At 48.3% G+C, this 21,429-nt stretch carries 15 protein-coding genes, 2 tRNA genes, 3 rRNA genes and 1 pseudogene; 17 read left to right on the forward strand and 4 right to left on the reverse strand.

Translation table 11 applies throughout. The features are described from left to right. The first annotated feature begins 237 nt into the window (after nucleotides 1-237). Nucleotides 238-1,708, forward strand: a 16S ribosomal RNA gene (locus IPL85_03075). Nucleotides 1,709-2,008: 300 nt separating this feature from the next. Here IPL85_03075 and IPL85_03080 read toward each other — a convergent pair. Both IPL85_03080 and IPL85_03085 read right to left on the reverse strand, forming a co-directional pair. Beyond that, nucleotides 2,009-2,503, reverse strand: coding sequence for a hypothetical protein (locus tag IPL85_03080; GenBank protein QQS20397.1), 495 nt, complete (start codon nucleotides 2,501-2,503; stop codon nucleotides 2,009-2,011). Between the two features lie 15 nt (nucleotides 2,504-2,518). Continuing rightward, a complete protein-coding gene (locus IPL85_03085; GenBank protein QQS20398.1) occupies nucleotides 2,519-3,094 on the reverse strand; it encodes a GNAT family N-acetyltransferase in 576 nt (191 codons plus the stop codon). Between the two features lie 163 nt (nucleotides 3,095-3,257). On the opposite strand from IPL85_03085, the gene IPL85_03090 reads away from it, so the two are divergent. The 10 genes from IPL85_03090 to IPL85_03135 all read left to right on the forward strand — a co-directional run bounded on the left by IPL85_03090 (nucleotide 3,258) and on the right by IPL85_03135 (nucleotide 15,685). Next, entirely contained in the window at nucleotides 3,258-4,430 is a 1,173-nt protein-coding gene (locus IPL85_03090) for an IS30 family transposase (GenBank protein QQS20399.1), read from the forward strand. A 50-nt stretch (nucleotides 4,431-4,480) separates the two neighbouring features. Then, nucleotides 4,481-4,557, forward strand: a tRNA-Ala gene (locus IPL85_03095). A 225-nt stretch (nucleotides 4,558-4,782) separates the two neighbouring features. Beyond that, nucleotides 4,783-4,859: transfer RNA gene (locus tag IPL85_03100), tRNA-Ile, on the forward strand. A 664-nt stretch (nucleotides 4,860-5,523) separates the two neighbouring features. Continuing rightward, nucleotides 5,524-8,998, forward strand: a 23S ribosomal RNA gene (locus IPL85_03105). A gap of 260 nt (nucleotides 8,999-9,258) precedes the next feature. Beyond that, nucleotides 9,259-9,375: ribosomal RNA gene (rrf, locus tag IPL85_03110) — 5S ribosomal RNA — on the forward strand. 385 nt (nucleotides 9,376-9,760) lie between these two features. After that, on the forward strand, nucleotides 9,761-10,372 hold the full coding sequence (locus IPL85_03115) for a hypothetical protein (protein ID QQS20400.1): 612 nt from the start codon (nucleotides 9,761-9,763) through the stop codon (nucleotides 10,370-10,372). A gap of 57 nt (nucleotides 10,373-10,429) precedes the next feature. Continuing rightward, nucleotides 10,430-11,977 carry a LysM peptidoglycan-binding domain-containing protein gene (locus IPL85_03120; protein ID QQS20401.1) on the forward strand — a complete coding sequence of 516 codons (1,548 nt, stop codon included), beginning with the start codon at nucleotides 10,430-10,432 and terminating at the stop codon, nucleotides 11,975-11,977. Nucleotides 11,978-12,054: 77 nt separating this feature from the next. Next, nucleotides 12,055-14,529, forward strand: coding sequence for a hypothetical protein (locus IPL85_03125; GenBank protein QQS20402.1), 2,475 nt, complete (start codon nucleotides 12,055-12,057; stop codon nucleotides 14,527-14,529). Next, a complete protein-coding gene (locus IPL85_03130) occupies nucleotides 14,526-15,311 on the forward strand; it encodes a hypothetical protein (protein QQS20403.1) in 786 nt (261 codons plus the stop codon). The genes IPL85_03125 and IPL85_03130 overlap by 4 nt, the downstream gene beginning before the upstream one ends. 167 nt (nucleotides 15,312-15,478) lie before the next feature. Continuing rightward, complete coding sequence (locus tag IPL85_03135; protein QQS20404.1) at nucleotides 15,479-15,685, forward strand: hypothetical protein; 207 nt, start codon at nucleotides 15,479-15,481, stop codon at nucleotides 15,683-15,685. 215 nt (nucleotides 15,686-15,900) lie between these two features. On the opposite strand, the gene IPL85_03140 is transcribed toward IPL85_03135, so the two are convergent. Beyond that, nucleotides 15,901-16,416 carry a hypothetical protein gene (locus IPL85_03140; GenBank protein ID QQS20405.1) on the reverse strand — a complete coding sequence of 172 codons (516 nt, stop codon included), beginning with the start codon at nucleotides 16,414-16,416 and terminating at the stop codon, nucleotides 15,901-15,903. Continuing rightward, on the reverse strand, nucleotides 16,379-17,188 hold the full coding sequence (locus IPL85_03145) for an ROK family protein (GenBank protein ID QQS20406.1): 810 nt from the start codon (nucleotides 17,186-17,188) through the stop codon (nucleotides 16,379-16,381). Before IPL85_03145 ends, IPL85_03140 begins: the two co-directional genes overlap by 38 nt. Before the next feature lie 265 nt (nucleotides 17,189-17,453). On the opposite strand from IPL85_03145, the gene IPL85_03150 reads away from it, so the two are divergent. The 6 genes and pseudogenes from IPL85_03150 to IPL85_03175 all read left to right on the forward strand — a co-directional run bounded on the left by IPL85_03150 (nucleotide 17,454) and on the right by IPL85_03175 (nucleotide 21,411). After that, nucleotides 17,454-18,140, forward strand: coding sequence for a helix-turn-helix domain-containing protein (locus IPL85_03150; GenBank protein ID QQS20407.1), 687 nt, complete (start codon nucleotides 17,454-17,456; stop codon nucleotides 18,138-18,140). After that, nucleotides 18,067-18,378 carry a transposase gene (locus IPL85_03155; GenBank protein QQS20408.1) on the forward strand — a complete coding sequence of 104 codons (312 nt, stop codon included), beginning with the start codon at nucleotides 18,067-18,069 and terminating at the stop codon, nucleotides 18,376-18,378. The genes IPL85_03150 and IPL85_03155 overlap by 74 nt, the downstream gene beginning before the upstream one ends. 54 nt (nucleotides 18,379-18,432) lie before the next feature. Then, nucleotides 18,433-18,633 carry a hypothetical protein gene (locus IPL85_03160; protein ID QQS20409.1) on the forward strand — a complete coding sequence of 67 codons (201 nt, stop codon included), beginning with the start codon at nucleotides 18,433-18,435 and terminating at the stop codon, nucleotides 18,631-18,633. 87 nt (nucleotides 18,634-18,720) lie between these two features. Beyond that, nucleotides 18,721-19,899 carry a transposase gene (locus IPL85_03165; GenBank protein QQS20410.1) on the forward strand — a complete coding sequence of 393 codons (1,179 nt, stop codon included), beginning with the start codon at nucleotides 18,721-18,723 and terminating at the stop codon, nucleotides 19,897-19,899. Then, nucleotides 19,848-20,189 (forward strand): annotated as a pseudogene (locus IPL85_03170) (transposase). Before IPL85_03165 ends, IPL85_03170 begins: the two are co-directional and overlap by 52 nt. A 154-nt stretch (nucleotides 20,190-20,343) precedes the next feature. Further along, nucleotides 20,344-21,411 (forward strand): S1 RNA-binding domain-containing protein, encoded by a 1,068-nt coding sequence (locus IPL85_03175; GenBank protein QQS19265.1) that lies wholly within the window; start codon nucleotides 20,344-20,346, stop codon nucleotides 21,409-21,411. Nucleotides 21,412-21,429 lie beyond the last annotated feature (18 nt).

A 21,429-nucleotide genomic window follows, 5' to 3' on the forward strand; every position in this document is an offset into this window, starting at 1 on the left:
GACTTGGGCTGAAATGGTCTATACAATAGCCAGCTAGTGCTTTTGAGGTCTCTATTTTGTGTCTCTCAAACTTGGACGTTAAAAATTGAGTAGTGCAACGTCCCCTTTATAACGAGGGGGACAATCAACGTCAGTTCACACTGCTAGGTAAAACTAGCGTGAATTGTTTTAGAAATTTCGAATCTGTACTAGATTCAAAAGTAAGTCAGTTTTATAACTGATGCTAAGACAAATTCTTTTTTGAAGAGTTTGATCCTGGCTCAGGATGAACGCTGGCGGCGTGCCTAATACATGCAAGTCGAGCGGTAAGGCTCCTTCGGGAGTACACGAGCGGCGGACGGCTGAGTAACGCGTAGGAACGTACCCCAAACTGAGGGATAAGCACCAGAAATGGTGTCTAATACCGCATGTGCTCCACGGAGTAAAGCTTCGGCGGTTTGGGAACGGCCTGCGTACGATTAGATTGTTGGTGAGGTAATGGCTCACCAAGTCGACGATCGTTAGCTGGTCTGAGAGGATGATCAGCCAGACTGGGACTGAGATACGGCCCAGACTCCTACGGGAGGCAGCAGTAAGGAATCTTCCACAATGGACGAAAGTCTGATGGAGCAACGCCGCGTGCAGGATGAAGGCTTTCGGGTCGTAAACTGCTTTTATATGTGACGAATATGACGGTAGCATATGAATAAGGATCGGCTAACTCCGTGCCAGCAGCCGCGGTCATACGGAGGATCCAAGCGTTATCCGGAATTACTGGGCGTAAAGAGTTGCGTAGGTGGCAGAGTATGTCTCTAGTGAAAGCGTGTGGCTCAACCATATACACATTACAGAAACTGCTCAGCTAGAGGGCGAGAGAGGTTACTAGAATTCCTTGTGTAGGAGTGAAATCCGTAGATATAAGGAGGAATACCGATGGCGTAGGCAGGTAACTGGCTCGTCCCTGACACTAAGGCACGAAAGCGTGGGTAGCAAACGGGATTAGATACCCCGGTAGTCCACGCCGTAAACGATGGATGCTAGCTGTAAGAGGTATCGACCCCTCTTGTAGCGAAGCTAACGCGTTAAGCATCCCGCCTGTGGAGTACGGTCGCAAGACTAAAACATAAAGGAATTGACGGGGACCCGCACAAGCGGTGGAGCGTGTTGTTTAATTCGATGGTAAACGAAGAACCTTACCCAGGTTTGACATCCTTGGAATTTTTCCGAAAGGAAAGAGTGCTTTTAGAGCCAAGTGACAGGTGTTGCATGGCCGTCGTCAGCTCGTGTCGTGAGATGTTTGGTTAAGTCCATCAACGAGCGCAACCCTTATAGTCTGTTGTATTTTTCAGGCTAGACTGCCCCGGTAACGGGGAGGAAGGAGGGGATGATGTCAGGTCAGTATTACCCTTACATCTGGGGCTACAAACACGCTACAATGGCCGGTACAAAGGGCTGCCAAGTCGCGAGACGGAGCAAATCCCATCAAAGCCGGTCCCAGTTCAGATTGCAGGCTGAAACTCGCCTGCATGAAGTCGGAATCGCTAGTAACGGTAGGTCAGCTATACTACCGTGAATACGTTCCCGGGTCTTGTACACACCGCCCGTCAAACCATGAAAGTCGGGGGTACCTGACGTGTGAGCATCGCCTCGCCCTAAGGTAAACCAGATGATTGGGGTTAAGTCGTAACAAGGTATCCGTACGGGAACGTGCGGATGGATTACCTCCTTTCTAGGGAGAAACTAACCTGCAAACGAGTAATCAATGCAGAGTTAGGTCGATGTCGATGGATTGTAAATCAGTACTGACAATTCAATTTCCGGTTTTTATCGGACGGCACATTCAGTTTCTGAACCTTGTGAACTTGACGTTGATAATGCAGTTCGTAGGTACATAATGATGCTTGCATCAATATGTACCGAAAACAGCATTTTCTCTCCGCAAGGAGAGGTTGCACTACTCAGTTTTTAACAGTCACAGCACGGCTAGTCTGAATTATAAGGAGCCCCACACTTGCGAGAGGGCTCCTTTTTATTTTCTCAATCTAAAGTACGCCCAACAGAGACAAGCGGACATAATTACGCTCGCCACTGAAATCATGATAAGTGTATCAACCATGGATACGGTGCTTCCACCAAAATATTGACCACGACCAGAATTAACTGCAATTTCATTTGCAGCGAATAGAGCAAAAATTATCGCAACCAAAATGAATGTAATTGCGCCAATAAGGTAGTTTTTTCTGCTCGGTGAGTATATTGAAGCATTCGAACGGATGGGACTGTGTGGCGTTTCTGTTTTTCGAAGTTTAAGATAACTTGTTATGCTTACATATACACCCGCTACTAGAACCGGAACATACGTAATCAAGCCAAAACTTAGTAGGATGCCGCTAAGGCCAATTTTATCGTAAGTACCGAAGTAAACCCAATCGGTGTACATGCCGAACAGAAACACTAGTGCAATAATTGAGACTAACACAGATCCTATGAAGCGGACTATTAATGGTGTACGTTTATCATTCATATTACGATTTTATATTCATTCATATCGTTGGGTGAAGGGGAAGCGGAACTTTTTTTTGGCGTCCTGGCTAGCCAACGAAGGCTGTTCGGTAGTGCCACTAACATGTCGTTCAAAGTAGGCCATGGGTTGTGGCAGGTGGCTAGAAACAGCCTTGCTGTCTGCGCGGACAAAGCCATGTGATAGATGGTAGGATTGGAGCTTTTCGTTGTCAGACGGGCAGGTCAGTCGAAGATACTGGCGGCCTTGTTTGGCAACTTCTGCACAAATGAGGTCTATGATTTGGCTGCCAACATGTTGACCACGTAGGCCAGGCGCAACGACGAAACGGTGCAGGTAACCGGCTATGGGTGGTTGTTTGCCCCACCGCGCCAAGTCATCCCAGAAAAGCATAAATACGCCGACAATCTCCTCGTCGGTGTGGGCAACGTACATATTGCCGCCAGCCACAATAGCCTTCAAATTGGTCTCATCTGTTGTCGTTTCGCCCCATGCCAAATCACCCCGGTACATTTTGCTGCGTATGCCGTGTGACAGTATAGATTGTATGTCTGGTATGTCTTCTTCTATGGCTGGCGCAATCTCAATGTTCATATATTTAGTATAGCAACACAAACTATATTTGGCCTTTAATTCGACCTCCAAGTGCAACAAACCAAAACTATCCTCTAAAAAAGTAGGACATTAGCTTCTCGTCTGCCTTGTCTCTAGAATTAGGTGTGTTCAGCAACTAATAATCGATGAAAGGAGACAGCTAATGTCCTATCGTCATCTTATCTCAGATGACCGTGTTGTCATAGCAACACTACTGCAAGAACACAGAAACCAAAGCTATATCGCCAGTAGGATTGGCGTCAATCGTTCGGCCATCAGTCGTGAGCTGGCTCGCAACAAAACACGAGACAAACCAGTCCAGATACCACTGCCCAAACGCCCGACCATTCTCGACAAAGACTGCCGCCATGCCCGAGGTAGCGGTCTCGCCCAGGACAAATACGAAGCAGGAGAGAATTACTGCAGCGCAGTACGCGAAGTTCATCTTGCCAACCGTTTCTATGAACCGCGCAGTGCCCAGCGTGCTGCAACCACACGACGTTTGAATGCAAACCAAAGCCGGCTGCGGTTGGCATACCAGTCTGGCGACTGGCTCGAACAGTACGTCAGACATCGTCTACTCAAAAATGAGTGGTCACCCGAGCAGATTGCCGGTGGCTTAAGACGAAACTACGGTATTGTACTTCACTGGCAAACCATTTACGACTATATCGATCTTTGCTCCAACAAAACAGATAAGAAACAGCTTCAAAAGCACCTTCGGCGCGGCGGCAGACCGTACCGTCATCACGGTACGAACGAACGCATCAAGGCTAGGCAGAAAGCTCTGCCGCCAATTCAGAGCCGTGACGCAGTGATTGAACAGCGAACTCGTCTAGGTGACTTCGAAGGCGACACAATTGTTGGGTTGGACACTAAAGACCGAATCGCCACCCACGTTGATCGAACAAGTGGGGAGTGTCTGCTCGGGTTAGTACTTGGCTATGACGCACGTAAGATAGCTGACGACACCGCTAAGCGGCTGAAACAATATGCACAGTCCGGGCTCCCCATCCGGACTGTTACATATGACCGTGGTACCGAGTTTGCCGAGTATGAGCGTCTGCGAAACAATGCTGCCATAGCTGTGTACTTTGCTGATGCCTATACGCCATCACAGCGTGGCAGTAATGAAAATCTAAACAGCCTTGTCCGCCAATACTACCCAAAACGATTCGACTTTAAGACGATTACCCCAAGACAACTCAAAGTCGTAGAAACCAAGCTTAACAACCGTCCAAGAAAACGATACAATTTCCGCACGCCTATTCAGCAGAGATACTACGTACAGGCAAGACAGTTAGCCGGTTTTGTTGCACTTCGGGATAGAATGTAGGGGCCCAAACTTGTTTTTAAGGGTGCATTCCGGTAAAATACTGCGGTCGAGGGGTGATAGCTCAGTTGGCTAGAGCACCTGCTTTGCAAGCAGGGGGTCCGGGGTTCGAGTCCCCGTCACTCCACCAAATATTTTGAGACAAACGTTAAGTTTTTCTCATCCAAACAGGGGAACGGAATGAATCCGTTTGATCGTCTGCTCACCCTAGCAAATTAGGGAAAATTCATGGGGGCGCAGTGCCTAAAGCACAGCGTCTCCACCAAAACGAATTTACCAGACGCGTCAAAAGCGTCGCCACAATCGTTGGTAGATTGGGCAAGACTAGTTAACAATTCAATTAGATCTGACCGATGGGCGATTAGCTCAGCTGGTTAGAGCGCGTCACTGATAATGACGAGGTCGGAGGTTCGAGTCCCTCATCGCCCACCAGTCAGATCTAATTAAAATTTTATAACAATGTCTAGGCTAGAATTACGAAACGCTCGTCGCCTATCAAAAAGTTTCAAAAATCCGCAGGCAGCGGATTTTTTTGTGATATATATTACAAAACTGAAGAACGTTTTCAGGGGCGAGGGTGTTGCAAAAATGACTACGGCATATGCTTGACCGCCCCTGTAAAAAAGAGTAGAATTGTACGGATGCTTGAGTTTAGACAGTGAAGCTTCGGTAACGAAGCCAAAACGGAGATAAACCGCCAAGCTTTAAGCTTAAACTCAAGCTAAAAACGCATCGACGTCTATTCTTTTTACAAGAAACAGGCTGCGGTGAAGTGTCTTGGGTAGCAACTTAACAAGTTGAATATGTAAGAGAAGAGAATTTGTTCGCTCGACATCGCCCGAGATAATCCTTGGGAGTTACAGCGAACAAAAAAGCAATTCGTATGTGTCTTTGTAAACACATACGTCTTAATTTAAGACAAACGGCTATTGATGTGCGATCACACTGGTTTTCAAATTGCCAGATGTGGTACATACCAATAACTAGTCAACACGAGCATTTATTTTTACGAGTAAGTGTTCGTGATTTAGCTCGACTACCTTCGGGTAATCGAGCAAATTGCACAAAACAGATGAGATTTCGATCTCATCTTTCGTAAAAAGTTACTCAAGCGCACACAAAGGATGCCTTGACATGCAATACCGAAGAAGGACGTGATGAGCTGCGAAAAGCTCCGGGGAACAGCCAAATATGTTTTGATCCGGAGATGTCCGAATGGGGAAACCCGGTTAGAGTAATGTCTAATCACCGCTATCTGAATATATAGGATAGTGAGTAGGTAACCGCCTGAACTGAAACATCTTAGTAGGGCGAGGAAGAGAAAGTAAACAACGATTCCGGTAGTAGTGGCGAGCGAATCCGGAACAGCCCAAACCTATTTTGCTTTTGCCTGGTAATTTATTACTGGCAAATAAGTTGGTAGACGAATGTAAATTAGGGGTTGTGACATTGCAAACATCCTTGTGTGGGAGTCCGCTTCGGCGGGAGTCCACACGAGGCAGCTAGATCTACCAGTGTCTAGCATAAGGTCAAAAATTGATGAGGCGAGCAGAAGCAGTTGGAAAGCTGCGCCATAGACGGTGATAGCCCGGTACGCCAAGTTTCATCAACCTTATATTTGCAAAGAGCTTGCTGTCGGTTACGTAGCTTCGGCTGTGTATCTAGAGCAAACTCGGTTGTCGAGTAAGTCGGGACACGTGAAACCCTGACTGAATCTGGGGGGTCCACCCTCCAAGGCTAAATATATTGCATGATCGATAGAGAACAAGTACCGCGAGGGAAAGGTTAAAAGAACCCCGGGAGGGGAGTGAAATAGAACCTGAAATTGTGTGCGTACAAGGAGTCGGAGCCCGCTCTTCATAGATGAAGAGTATTTGGCAGAAAACAGTTAACAGATGACATAAATTTAGCATAAAACATGTAACAGGTATCAGACTTCAGTGTCTGCGATCTAAAACTGGCTAAATTTCTGCTCAACGATATCTGCTACTTGCTAAATGGAGCTCATCATTTGTGATGAGCGGGTGACGGCGTGCTTTTTGTAGAACGATCCAACGAGTTATTTGGCATGGCAAGCTTAAGTCATATGACGTAAGCCAAGCGAAAGCGAGTCTGAATAGGGCGCATAGTCATGTTGAATAGACCCGAAACCAGGTGACCTAACCATGGGCAGGTTGAAGCGTCGGTAAAACGACGTGGAGGACCGAACCGTAGCGAGTTGCAACACGCCCGGATGACCTGTGGTTAGCGGTGAAATGCCAATCGAACCTGGAGATAGCTGGTTCTCCTCGAAATAGCTTTAGGGCTAGCGTTGTACGGTAACATGTGGGGGTAGAGCTCTGTTTTGGACTGGGGGTCGTAAGATTACCCACCCTTGACAAACTACGAATACCACATGCGGAACTACAGCAGTCAGAACGGCGGGGCTAAGCTCGTCGCTCGAAAGGGAAACAGCCCAGATCACCATCTAAGGTCCCCAAGTCTATGCTAAGTGGGAAACGAGGTGGGGTTTCTTAAACAACTAGGATGTTGGCTTAGAAGCAGCCATTCATTTAAAGAGTGCGTAACAGCTCACTAGTCAAGAGACCCTGCGCGGAAAATGTAACGGGGCTAAGCATAGCACCGAAGATGTGAATTTCTAGATTTATCTAGGAGTGGTAGAGGAGCGTTCCTCTCTGCGTTGAAGCTTGACCGCGAGGTCTGAGTGGAGCGTGAGGAAGTGAGAATGTTGGAATGAGTAACCATAAGGCAGGTGAGAATCCTGCCCACCGAAAGAGCAAGGTTTCCTGGGCCACGGTAATCGTCCCAGGGTTAGTCGGTCCTAAGCCGAGGCGCGTAGCGTAGGCGATGGACAACAGGTTAATATTCCTGTACTGGCATGTATTTGTTATATGTGCGCGGCATAGTAGTAGGAGCGGATTCATGGTTATATCCGTCTAAGTACGAGAAACACGTACGAATGAAACGACCATCAGGTTGAATTCCTATGAAAGTGCTGACTAGAAAAGCAATATAACGCGTGGTACATGCCATCCGTACCGCAAACCGACACAGGTGCTCAGGTCGAGAAGACCAAGGTGTACGAGTGATTCTTCGTTAAGGAACTCGGCAAACAAGCGACCGTAACTTCGGGATAAGGTCTGCCCCCTCACTCTGTCTATGACAGGTGAGTATGCCAGTTTTCTTTTTGAAAACTATGATTGCTACTGCAAGTTTATAACTTCTTGCAGCTAGCATGTCTACCAAGATCTTTTGAGACATATCAGAAAGAAAGCTGTCCCAAACACACTATTTACAAAGCTGCTTCAGGACCCGAAAGGGAAAAGAGCAGCCCGAGAAAAACCGCAAGGTTTGTCTCATAGGTAGAGTGAGGGGGCCGCAGCTAAGGAACCCATGCAACTGTTTACCAAAAACACAGGTCTGTGCTAACACGAAAGTGGATGTATACGGGCTGACTCCTGCCCAGTGCTGGAAGGTTAAGGGGAGTTGTGTATGCAGCGAACTGAAGCCCCAGTGAACGGCGGCGGTAACTATAACCGTCCTAAGGTAGCGAAATTCCTTGTCAGGTAAGTTCTGACCCGCACGAATGGAGTAATGATATGGGTACTGTCTCAACGAAGAGCTCGGTGAAAGTGCATTGACGGTAAAGATGCCGTCTGTCCGCAGCAGGACGAAAAGACCCCGTGCAGCTTTACTATAGCTTGACATTGAGCCGGGTTATAACATGTGTAGTATAGGTGAGAGGCTTTGAAGCAGAGACGCTAGTCTCGGTGGAGCCACCAGTGAAATATCACCCTTGTTATGATCTTGTTCTTACGGGAGCCACAAATTGGTAATGAGACAAAACTACATAATGTTTTGAGTTCCTCGTTATTAGTTTCTGGCTTCCGGACCGTGTCTGGTGGGTAGTTTAACTGGGGCGGTTGCCTCCTAAAGAGTATCGGAGGCGTTCAAAGGTTAGCTAACTACGGATGGAAATCGTAGTGATAGTGTATACGCATAAGCTAGCTTGACTGTGAGGCCTACAAGCCGAGCAGGGACGAAAGTCGGAGTAAGTTTTCCGCTGTCAGTACATTTGTACAAGAGTGTGGTATCGGCAGCGCTTTCGGATAAAAGTTACGCCGGGGATAACAGGCTTATAGCATCCAATAGTTCACATAGACGATGCTGTTTGGCACCTCGATGTCGGCTCATCTCATCCTGGGGCTGAAGCAGGTCCCAAGGGTCCGGCTGTTCGCCGGTTAAAGAGGTACGTGAGCTGGGTTCAGAACGTCGTGAGACAGTTCGGTTTATATCCGCTGTGGACGCAAGGAAATTTGAGAGGATCTACCCCTAGTACGAGAGGACCGGGGCGGACGCACCGCTGGTGTATCAGTTGTTCTACCAAGGGCATTGCTGAGTAGCTATCGTGCGGAATAGATAAGCGCTGAAAGCATATTAAGCGCGAAACTAGCCTCAAGATTAGATTTCCCTATGAGGGTCGTGAAAGACTATCACGTTGATAGGCGCAAGGTGTAAGTGCAGTAATGTATTCAGCCGAAGCGTACTAATCGCCCCATTGACTTTTTACGACCTATGAATCGTGCATTTTACGTGCATGGTTCATAGGCAAAAAAGTGCATTGACTAGTTATTGGTGTGGTTTTACCATGCTGGTAGCAACGTTTGTTTTAACATTGCTTGCTCTTTTTTACATACTATCGTCTAATTGTAATGGACATCGACACCGACTGTGACTATTCCTTGTACCAAGGGAAAAGAGCAGCCGAAGCCAGCGGATTTATTCCGCGACTCCGCGCGACCGAGAAAAACCGTAGGTTTGTCTCAGTTATGTCGGTGCCCATAGCGAGAGGGTCACACCTGTTCCCATACCGAACACAGCAGTTAAGCCTCTCAGCGGTTACAATACTTGGGTCTTCTAGCCCTGGGAAAATAGCACGGTGCCGTTTTATGACTAAGCCCTCCATTCGTGGAGGGCTTTTTCTATTGGTAAAACTTTATTATGCATCTAACCGACGCACCGTGCTATTTTCCCAGAAAATATATATCCAAAATAGCAAGAGCAACATTTTTGCATTGCAATAATGTTGGCGAGTTGAGGTTAAGCGATTGTCAACGAAATGCTTATTAGTAACATGTATGTAAAAAAACGTTGTACAAAATAAATTATACAGATGTAATCGATGTAATTTAGCGTTGTAAATATTACGTTATAATTATCACTACACTATTGATTAACTACTTCGCTCCGCCTATTATAAGTGTGTACAGACCTAGTCCCATAGGTTCTTACAAACAAAAAACAAAACAAAACAAAACAAAGGAGTTACGCATATGCGTAAAAAGCTTAGTGCACTTGTAGCTCTATTTGCAGTAGCTGGACTGTTACTTCCCGTAGCCGTTTCTGCCGCCACAAATACGAGCCTTTCACAAGTAATTAACCCTGGCACCTTGACGTATGATATCGTCGACGGTGCCGGTTCACCGGTAGCAAGCCCAGCTGTGGCTTTCCCGGCAACAACATTTAGTTTCTCGTGTCAGACACAGAACGCCACGTTCGGTACTGCTTCACAGAAAGTCAAAGTGAACAACCCAGTTCTTTCAGGCGTTAAGCTTGATATCAATGCTCAGACACCAGCATCAGATAACTGGACAACAGGCAGCGAGAGCTACAGCTACAAAGATGCTGCAGGCGCTGGTTGTACAGGTGGTCAAATGACCGTTAGCGGTGGTAGCTTTAACCAAACCGCTGGTGCAAACGTACCTACCTTTACGCTTCCTGGCGGAGCATTTACTAGCACTTCCCCTGTGACGCTCATGAACAACACGAGCACTACTGCATGGGAAGGCGAATTGACAGGTTACACACTTAGCCAGAAGGTTCCTGCAGAGCAGGCCGATGGTACATATAGCTTGAGTATGGTTATTTCTGCTATTGCGCAGTAAAAAACCATAAACGAGTTCTAGTCAAAAAGGCGCAAACAATGTACAGTAAAGAGCAAGATGAGAAAACGACTGCAAAAAATGGGACTATTGCTTGTTGTTGCCCTCCTGCTCTTTACTGCCGCGCCCCAGGTTCTCGCGGAAACCGGCTCCATTGGAATAGCGCCGGCGTTTCCGAAGCCCAATAATGCGCGCAGCCGTAGCATATTTATACTGACGCTCAAAGGCGGGGAAGTGGTTGAGGATGGAGTTCGGGTGTACAACTACACAAGTGAGTCGCGCACGGTTTTAGTCGACGTAGTGGATTCAATCTCAGCCACCGACGGCTCGTTCTCTTGTAAACAAAATAGTGAAAATAAAACGGCGGTTGGCAAATGGATTAAACTAGCCGCAAAAGAAGTCACCGTTTCTCCAAAATCCAATGAGCTCGTCACGTTTACTGTTTCGGTTCCCGACAAAGTGGCGCCTGGCGAACATGGCGCGTGCATTACTGCGCAGGACACAAAAAATGTTGCTGCAAAAAGCGGAGCGGGGGTTCTGCTGGGTTTCCGCAACGCCATCCGGGTAGCAATAACTGTACCCGGAAAAATTGTTAAAGACTTGCGAATTGAGAAGGTTGACGTTGCCCGGAATGAAAAAGGCAACTATACTGTCTCGCCTATATCAAAGAACACCGGTAATGTCTCGCTCGATGTAAAAGCGCGAGCCCAGCTCAAAAGCTTCTTTGGAGAACAAACTGAAGTAAAAGCCGCTGATTATCCAGTTATTGCGGGCGCTACAACCGGCTGGGCGTTTGAGTTCAAGCAGCCGTTTTGGGGTGGTTTTTACCGAGCATATACCTCGCTTAGCTACAATGCTAACCCCGCGACAGGGCTTGGCGACCAGGTAAACGGAGAACAAAAAAAGATTCGGCGTGACACGGGCTATTTCTTTATGATGCCGAAACCACAGGCGCTTGCTGTCGAGCTAAGCCTTCCACTACTTGCCCTAGGGGCACTCATTAGTACACTGCGCCGAAAGCACATCCGACGCACTGCGTACAAAAAGCTAGAAAGCTACACCGTGCAAGCTGGAGACACAATTGTATCTATTGCCGCCGCACACGCCTGTAAATGGAAAAAACTTGCAAAGTTAAATGGCTTACGTCCACCGTATATGCTTCAGAGCGGGCAAATAGTGCTTCTTCCAAAGACGGCGGCTAAACACCGTAAGAAACGTTCTGACTGGCAAGAAGTAGCAGATGATACAGTAGAAAAAGCCCTTGAGACGCCAGAGCCTGTTCAGCCTGTCACGCCAGTAGCTCAGCCCGCGCCACAAGATTGGGAATTACCAGCTGCTACGGCGCCTGCTCAGTCTCAGCCAACAGTGTCGCAGCCTCACGTAGCCTTGCAGCAACCGAGGGTTGTCGTTATCCGCTCGCAAGCAAAACCGAAACGGAGTAGCAGAAAGAGCAAGCGCTATTCATGGGCGTCACCAAGCACTGAATGGTCGCCACTGCAGGCCACGCAAGAGCCATCCCCAATACAGGCGGCTTCTGCTAAGCGTAAAACATCGACACGAAAAAAAACGTCAAACAAAAGGGTCAAAAAAAGTGACACAAAGCGATGAACGTGATCGGCATGGGGACAGTAAGCAACAGTTGTGTGTGCTCTTGCAAGAGATGTGTAAAAACTTCGTAAGGGTCAATGATGGCTGCAGCCTTATTGCGTCGTAACTGGCGCTTCGGGACAACTAGACTGACCGCATATATTTGCGCGGCCGAGCTGATGTTGGCTGTAGTATTCCCAATCTTTCATGCGTCGCCCGCAAATGCCGCAAATTTTAGCATGCGCGTTGGCTACTACCTAGGCACGGGCGCCACAAAAACCATAAGCGGGCTTGGCTTCCAGCCGCAACTGGTGATTATCCGCGCTTCGACGACTGCTGGAGTTTCCGTCTTTAAGACCAGCGCAATGCCAGCTGCCAACGTGGCGTATTTTAACGGAACGGTCGACAACACGGCAAATAACATTACACTGAACGCCGATGGTTTTAGTGTTGCTACACTTGCCAATGTCAATACGGCAAATGTACTGTACCGCTGGTATGCGTTTACTGGCTCAGATTGCTCATCGACGGGTTATTTTTGTATGGGCACATATACCGGAAACGGTGCTGCGAGCCGAGCAATTACGACCGGGTTTCAGCCAGACATGGTAACCGTGAAGCGCTCTACAAATGTTGGAGCTCATTTTCGCACAGCGGCAATGGCTGCAAATCGGACTGAGTTTTTCACGACGACCGCTGCAGATACGGCAGGGAATTACATTGCAAGCTTTGCTGCAACCAGTTTTACGGTTGGGGCAACAGATAATGTAAACGGCGGTGTTTATAACTTTTTTGCCTTCCGGGGCGGAGCTGGTAGCTTTGCTCAAGGAACATATAGCGGCAACGCTACTGACAACCAAGATATCACCGGCGTTGGTTTCCAGCCAGACCTTGTTGTCGTAAAAAACAGCACAAGCGCAACGGCAAATAACCGACGCTCTATCATGTCAGGCGATAAGCATTTTGGAGACCTTTCAAGCTATCTGAGTGATGTAGTAGTAGATGGGGTCAATATGGTACAGGCTATGCAGAGCGATGGATTTCAGGTTGGGGCGGGAGTCAATGTCAATCAGACAGGTACAACAATGTATTGGTTTGCTTTCGGCGGGGCACCAAGCCCAGCAGGTACCGGTACATTTAGTATGGCACAAGGGTCATATACTGGTAACGGCGCAGCACGTTCAATAAGCGCCATAGGTTTTGCTCCCGACCTAGTTATCGTAAAGGACAACGCCGCAAACTTTGCCGTTTTTCGCATAAAACAGATGGCAGGGGACACTACAGCATATTTTGCATCTGCAACGGCAGATTTTGCTGGAGGGATAACATCACTCGGTAGCGACGATTTTAGCCTGGGAACAAGCACTGTTACAAATACCAACGGAAATACCTACCACTGGCAAGCCTTTGGCAATGCGTATACATCAGACACGAGCAGCGGTTCGGCAGATTTTGCAACGGGAGTATACCATGGGAATGGTATAGGTAGCCGAGGGATAGCGGACATACCGTTTCAGCCAGATTTAGTTGCCATGAAAAGAAACTCAACCACAGCGGCAACGTTTCGCACAAGTGCGCATAGCGGTGATATAAGCAGTTTTTTTGCTGCCACCGCTGATGCCGCAAATACTGTGCAAAGCTTGTTGGCAAATGGCTTTCAGGCCGGTACTAATGCAGCCGTCAATAGCAGTGGCTCTTTATACCGATGGTTTGCTTTCAAATCTGGTACGAACTTTAGCGTCGGCTCCTACACTGGTAATGGCGTAAACGGTAGGCAAGTGGCAGCACCATTTTGGTCTGATGCCATTTGGGTTAAGCGTTCTACGGCGGTTGCGGGGGTACTGCGCCCATCAACTCTCGCCGGTACGGCTACTCAATTATTTCCAAATACAGCCAACACCGCTACCGCAATCACCGCAATTAATGCAAGTGGATTTACCGTAGGAACCAATACGGCAACTAACACGAACGGTGGTTTGTACCGTTACGCGGTCTGGAGAGTGCCCCCGACGGGAGGTCTTAGTGTCGATATTGTCGACAGTGGGGGTGCGACCGTCGGTTCTCCTTCAGTTGGATTTGGTAGTCTCGGCCTGGTTTTTAACTGCGCTGAAAGCAACGCAACACTGGGTGCTACCGAACAAAGAATCCGCGTAACGAATATGTCTGCCAATGCGAGCTGGGTGCTGTCAATTGCTCCGACGGGCGGAGTTAATGCGTTGTGGGATAATGTTGGTAATACGGCGCAGTACGACTTCAATGACATTACTGGTTCGCCAGCGGGGTGTAGCGACGGATCTGATAGTGATTCTGTTGCAGGTAAACTGCGTGTCGAACCGGCGCTCAGTACGATTACGCCGCAACTAGGATGTTCGGTTTCCAATGTGACCCGCGGAAGTGACGAAGACTACGATGATGGAACCGTCGATGCAATCAATCTCATGACTGCTGCCTCGGGTTCAAACACGGAATGCTACTGGGAATTAACAGGGGTCACGCTGCGCCAAAACATCCCAGCCGAGCAGTTGCCTGGTACTTATAGCGTTGGACTTACCATAACCATTATCGCGCAATGAAAAAGGTATTGATTTGTGCTCTGCTGGCTGGCGTGTGGATCGCTGCGTTGCCTCCGCAGAGGGGCAGTGCACTACCGATTGTTTCTTTGCGACAGAACATCACACAGATTAGTTGCGTGCTGACAACGGTGGTTCGTGATGATGGTAGTCTCAGGTACGTTATTGTGCCGGGTTGTGGTGCTTTAGTTGTACCAGAGCTTTACGCAAAGCAGCCACAACTTATTACGCACCAGCTGTCTCAGTTCGCCGTTCCAACCCAAGGTGAAGCAGCAAAACTGTTTCTGCGAACAAAACCAATCTACCTTGACACCAGCGCAGAAAACCAACCTGCGGGTGGCTATGTGCTGCTTGTGTATAAGGATATCAAATATGCTTTCCTGTTGCCGGGAGAACGGTTCCGTTTGCATGATCGTACGTTTGAAATAATTAGTATTAAAAATGGTACGCTAAATATACGATTTTTGCCCGAGGGCAAGGAGACAGCCGTGAAGCTGGGAGAAACCATTCGTCTGCAGCTTGCCTACGATGGTACTCCGGATGTCTCACTTACATTTATCCAACAGAATATCGATGGTAGTGTGCTCGTTCGCGTGCGATTTCCCGTACAACAAGAGGTAATGCAGCTTGTGGAAGAGCAGCGCACCGCCGACATCGCGACGATGCTGTTGCTGGTTTTTGGGGGGAGTTTACTAGTACTGTTCCTACAAAGTAAGACGTTAGCCCGTCGTGGCATACCCAGCGCAACGTGGTGGAATACTCATACGCATCAACCACTTGGCTAGGGGGATGACTTATCGGGCAGATATGTATAGAAATATATTGTTGACATAAGCAAGTTTATTTGATAGTATAAGCATAATTCGAAAGGATAAGAGGGTTTCATGCTTCCGTGTGGGGTGGCGTGAAGCCCTTTTTTCTATCGGAGCAACATAATTTAGGAGGTGTTCCTATGGCTGGAACAAAAGCAGGCGGCATGGCCGCAGCAGCAACCAACAAGAAAAAGTACGGTGGCGATTTTTATGCAAAAATCGGTGCTAAGGGCGGTAAAAACGGTAAAACTGGCGGATTTGCCGCTGGTGACGCTGGTCGTGAGCGAGCCCGAGTATACGGTGCTATTGGTGGGCGTATTAGTCGCCGCACTAAAAAAAGTTCATAAGACAAACACGCTCGGCTCCGCTGTAGCGGAAACTGCGCGGCTTGATTTGTCACCGCTTTACTTATTTTTTAAGGAAGCAGGCAATTATCTTCGGAGTGAATCCGGAGATAATTGTTTTTTATAGTAACCCAAAATCTGCGTAAGCGCTGAGTTATAAAGGGGCGTCATGCACACAGAATAACCATCATGAGGTAAAAAAATCAAACTGGCGTTTCTCATTTTTTTCGTCTGTAGGGTCGGCAAAGACGGGAACGGGTAACATGCCACTCGGTGCCGCAGTTGTGGCAGCTATATGTGTTGGTGTTTGACTGCAAACAACGCACAAAGCATGTGGGGCAGGTAGCGCGCACGTGTAACCAGTCACGGTAACTGTCTAAACAATCTTGCACATATTCTCCATCTATGGCCATGTCGTACTGCTGGGCGAGTGCATGAGCCTTTTCCCATGCCGCTACCTCCATCTGTACTAGTTCAATATCGCTCGTATATTCGCTGTGGTCGAGCAGTGCATGGCCAAGTTCATGCAAAATTGCCCAACCACCCTGGGTATTCTGCAGGGGGCTTTTGCGGTACGAGACGTGGCGCTTGCCGGCGTGCCAAGAAAACTGACTTGACTCAACAAATGAGTACTCAGGGTAATCCAAGCGCAGCTGCTTAAGTAACTCTTGCGTCCCAAGCGTCGCTGAGGATGGTTTATGAGTAGTTTTGACGCGCATAGTCGTAGCATCCATATACAACAGCTTCTTCTGGGCGCTGTGCGGGAATGATGGGAGGAATTTGAAGCATGGGGGTCTCGTATTGTCTTAGATCGGCTACTAGTGCGTCATGGAAACGTTCCAAATAGTGTCCTGCGCCACCGCCAACAACAATAACCTCGGGTTGAAGAATTGCGATAAATTGCAGAAAACCTGGCGTGAGATTGCGAGCAATTTTCTTCCATATAGCCGGGTCGTGTATTTCTGATGCAGGCTTCCCGTAAGTTTTTGCAATTGCTTTGCCGCCCGCAAAATCCTCCCAAGGTGTCATCTTGCCCTTGTATTCAAAAAGCATAGTACGACCGCCCCCGTCACCCACGGCAGTAATGATTTGGTTGTTGACGACAAGAGCTTCGCCAATCCCTGTGCTAATCGTTACGTATAATATCTTGCGGTAGTCTTTGATTAACATTGATTCGGATAAAGCGGCCAATTTGGCGTCGTTCTCTACTAGCATAGGGCAAGCAAATAACTTTTCTAAATCGCGCTGGATAGGTACTTTTTGCCAGGGGAGATTACTAAAGCTAACGCCGATACATCTTTTTCTATCAAATATTGTCACCGGCATACCGGTTGCGCCAGCCCGGAAGCCTTGCGTCTTAAATCCTTTTACCGCGTTGGTCAATTCTCGTAAAAATTCATCGTAATCCTTAGGTGTTGGGAATCTGACAGATTCGCTAATGACGCCCTCATTCGTTAGTGCTGCAACGAGTGTTTTTGTACCGCCAATATCAATACATATATACATTTGTCCATTCCTTATGCTTGGCTATAGTGTAACACGGAGAGCTTGGCTAATGGGACGAAAAAATCTACAGCTTATTGGGGTTAGCTTCCAAACGGAATTGCGACAATAAAGTTGAAATTATTGCGGAAGAATGTAAGAAAGACCGTAGGTTTTGGAAGCCTTGCGGAAAATTCCCACTAACAATGCGACAAAGCGGAGCTAACTAAAGAGCGACACCCGTATACTTTCGTTTAGGACTAACTAAACAAAGGAAGGAGTGTCGCTCATGCGTACACTAACACACTACGAAGTAGCTTGGAATATGTCCCGAGCTGGTTCAACCATGGAACAAATAACAATCGTGGTCAGTAAGGACAGGGCTACCGTCTACCGCTGGCTGGCAAAGATTCGCCAGATTGGTATCCGTGAGTTCCACCGTCGCAAAGCAGCCTGCAAGGTGCGTCGCCCTAGGGCTCAGACTCCCGAATATGTCATCCAGAAGATTGTCGACATTCGTAACGAGTTTGGTTGGTGTGGAGCCAAGATACGTAAAGAGCTCAAAGAAAACCATGGTATTAGCCTAGCCCTCTCGACCGTATACCGGTACCTCCACAGACGTTTTACCAAAGCTGCTATTGGTGTGCAGCGCTACAAGAAGCACAAAGCCCTGGTGACGGCTCACGCACCGCGTGAGGTGGTCGAGCATGACACCGTCGATCTCGGTGGTGGCGTCTACGCCTACACCGCCATTGACATATTTTCCAAGGAGCCCAGCGTCTACATCGGTAATAACCTAGAGATGGCCACTGGTGCCACTGCCTTTACCAAGCACCACCAGTTCTATGGTCGCACCCTACTGCACCAGTCTGACGGCGGTAGCGAATTTCAGACGACCTTTCGTGAGGGCCGTCGAGGCTGTCGCAGAACACCGCTACAGCCGACCCTACAAGAAAAACGAACAATCGCACATTGAGAACTTTAACAAATCACTGAGAAGCGAGTGTTTTCCTCGGGGTGACTACCAACAATCTGACATACCAAAGCTCCAGAAACAGGCCGACAAGTACGCCGAACATTACATGAACCGGCGCTGGCACATGGGCTTACCAGACCTCATGACCCCAGCCCAGTTTCAGCGCTACTACGCAGAAAGCCCAGAGACTGCTACACTGGAATTAGCGAAAGTATTACGAAAGTCGCGTTTGGGGTGAGATTTTACGCTTGGTGCTTTATTTTTCCCGTAGGTGTATAGTGAATGCTACATTATGGGACACCGACTAGACGTTTTTATGCAGCGTTGGATGCCTGTTGAAGTTGCAAAATCTGTGCAAAAACTTCTTGGGGTAGCTGGTGTCATAGGCGAATTTTTTAAGGACGGCAGGGATACTTGTTATGGAGCAGTATGTAATTTGGGCAGGGTTGCGTGCGACTCTTATCTACCAGATGAATATAATCCCGAGGGCTAGTTTAACCTAAGTAACTGCTCACACCCCCTTGCCCCGCAGGGGCAGTCGGACTAAACTTTAGTTTAGGACGACTAAAACAAAACTGACATGCAAAAACTTACTGACAAACAGATTAAGGAACGACTCATTGAGGGTCAAAACTACAAACGCCTGTATCGTGAACTCAAGAGAAAGTATGACAAAGTCACTGGTGAGCTCAAAGCCGAGAATAAAGCACTCCGTCAGCTGGTAGCTCTGCAGCAAGCGCAGCTAGAAAAGCAAGCTATCCAGATAGCCGAACTCCAGACAATGGTCTTCGGCAAAAAGAAACGGCCGCCAACGGGTGGTACACCCATTGCACCTGACCTTTTCTCTGTACCAAAGCAGCCACGCAACAAAGCCTCCTACCGTCGTCCTGTCCCGCCAGCAAGTGCTGTTACGCAGGAAGTGGTGCTACCACTTCCTGAAGCCTGTGCTTGCGGTGGCAGCTTCGATCCAAAGTCAGTGACAACCCACGACCGATTCGTGGAAGACATTCCACTACCTGAGCTGACTTCGGACTACCAAGCACTACTGGTAACCAAATACGTTATTAGCAAAGGTCAGTGCAACCGTTGTGGCAAGGTCACCACTGGCAACGACACTGACCTGGGCGGAGCCCAGGTTGCTCTTGGTCCCAATGTCCGACTCCTTGTGTCGCACCTCATTGCTGGTGTTGGTCTCAGCTACGCTCAGGCGGCAAGTCTCATCTTGAGTTTGTATGGACTCACCGTCACGGACGGCGAGATTACCAACATCTTGCGCAAGCAACACCAGACTTGGCTGCCAGCCTACAACCAACTCAAAGCAGACATCCGAGCCGCACCGATTCGTCACTACGATGAAACGCCTTGGAAGATCCAAGCAACAGACAATGCCGGCTACGCTTGGGTCATGAGTGCAGCAAACAGCCCCGAGACGTTGTTTCACTTAGCCACCAGCCGGGGTGCGGCCCATGCCCAGAAGCTGCACGGCATGGACGGCAATGCCGTCCATATCTCCGATGACTACCCAGCCTACCGCACACTACCCGGGTTCCAGCAACTGTGCTGGGTGCATCTGTACCGAGTGATTCGAGACCTCCGCTACAATGCCAACCTCCCGAATGACCAGCTACCTACTGTCACTTGGTGGTACGAACAATTCGTCGCCATTTACCAGGATCTACGGTTGTATCTAGATGAGCCGTACGACGAAGTCATACGGGCTCCCAGGCAGATGAGCTTTGGCAACGCACAAAAGCCTTAGCAGAACAGCCAGCCCCAACCATTGGTGAACCAGACAAGCTGCGTAAGCTCAAAGCCCAACTCCTGCGAGCAGGCCAAGACAAACTATTCGTCTGTTTGCCCAAGGATACGCCCTGTGACAATAACCGAGCCGAACGAGACCTAAGACAGCTCGTTCTGAAGCGCAAGCGATCCTTTGGTAGCAAGACTGAAAAAGGTGCCCAAGCATTAGCTACGGTTCTATCCTTGTGCACCACTACGTGGCGCACTAACCCGAACAGCTACTTTTCTAGCCTCGCTGCGCTCGGCTAGCTAGGGGTGTGAGCAGTTACTAACCCAACTCTTTACCTAAAGAGTAAAAACAGCTATAATGAGCAGTAATCTTCCAGATGGAGTGGTCCAAGTACGTAAGCGCTAGCTACTGATTCTGTAGGAAATACACTTTCAAAGGAGGCATCGTAAGAAAATGCCAAACAATTCAACAATAACAATGGACGACCTGCTGGCAGGTTCTGAGCTAAAACAGCTTGAAACTGGAGACGTGGTTGAAGGAACAATTAGTTCTGTCCGTAAACATCAGGTCTGGATAGACTTGGGGCCGCGCGGTGTCGGGATTGTCATGCGCCGAGAGGTTGGGCATGGCCAGTCGCTCGAAGAAGGATCGCCGGTCACCGTTAGTATAATCGACCCCGAAATGGACGAAGGCTACGCCTTGCTCAGTATGCGCCGAGCGGCCAAAGATCGCGGCTGGGATGAACTCCAGCGCGTGTTTGAAGCCGGCGAGATTATTGAGGTTCAAGCCTACGATGCTAATCGTGGGGGTCTTCTGGTGGAACTGGAAGGTATTCGCGGCTTTTTGCCAGTTTCTCAGTTGGCAGCAGGGCATTATCCTCGTGTAAGTGGGGCAGATAAGGATGAAATCTTACAGAAGCTCAACTCGCTCACCGCTCAACCGCTAAGAGTTCGTATTTTGGACGTTAGTCGTAAAGACAACAAGCTCATTTTTTCCGAAAAAGAAGCCGTCAAAGATGACATGCAAGCTAGGTTTGCTGAACTGAAAGTTGGTGATGAGGTTGAAGGTATTGTGACTGGAGTGATTGACTTTGGTGCATTTATGAACGTGGACGGCATAGAAGGGCTCATTCACATCAGCGAAATCAGCTGGGAGCGCGTTGAGAATCCACGTGACTACGTAAAAGTGGGTGCAACCGTAAAGGCAAAAATTATTGCTATCGACAAAGATCGTCTTAGCCTTAGCCTCAAGCAAATGAGTGAAGACCCTTGGCTGAAGGAAGTTAAATCTTTCAAGAAGGGCGATAAAGTCGAAGGCAAGATTACGCGCATAACACCGTTTGGTGCTTTCGTACAGCTAAGCTCCAGTGTGGAAGCGCTAGTACATGTAAGCGAAATGGGCGACGACGAAAGTGTTGATCCCGAGAAAATTTTCCAGCTTAACGAAAAGAAAACGTTCAAAGTTCTTGATATAGACACTGAAGCACGCAAGATTTCCTTGAGTCTTAAAAGTGTTAAATAAGTCCGCACGCTAAGCGAG

The sequence above is a fragment of the Candidatus Saccharibacteria bacterium genome (assembly GCA_016699955.1).
In the GTDB taxonomy this organism is placed as follows: domain Bacteria; phylum Patescibacteriota; class Saccharimonadia; order Saccharimonadales; family UBA4665; genus JAGXIT01.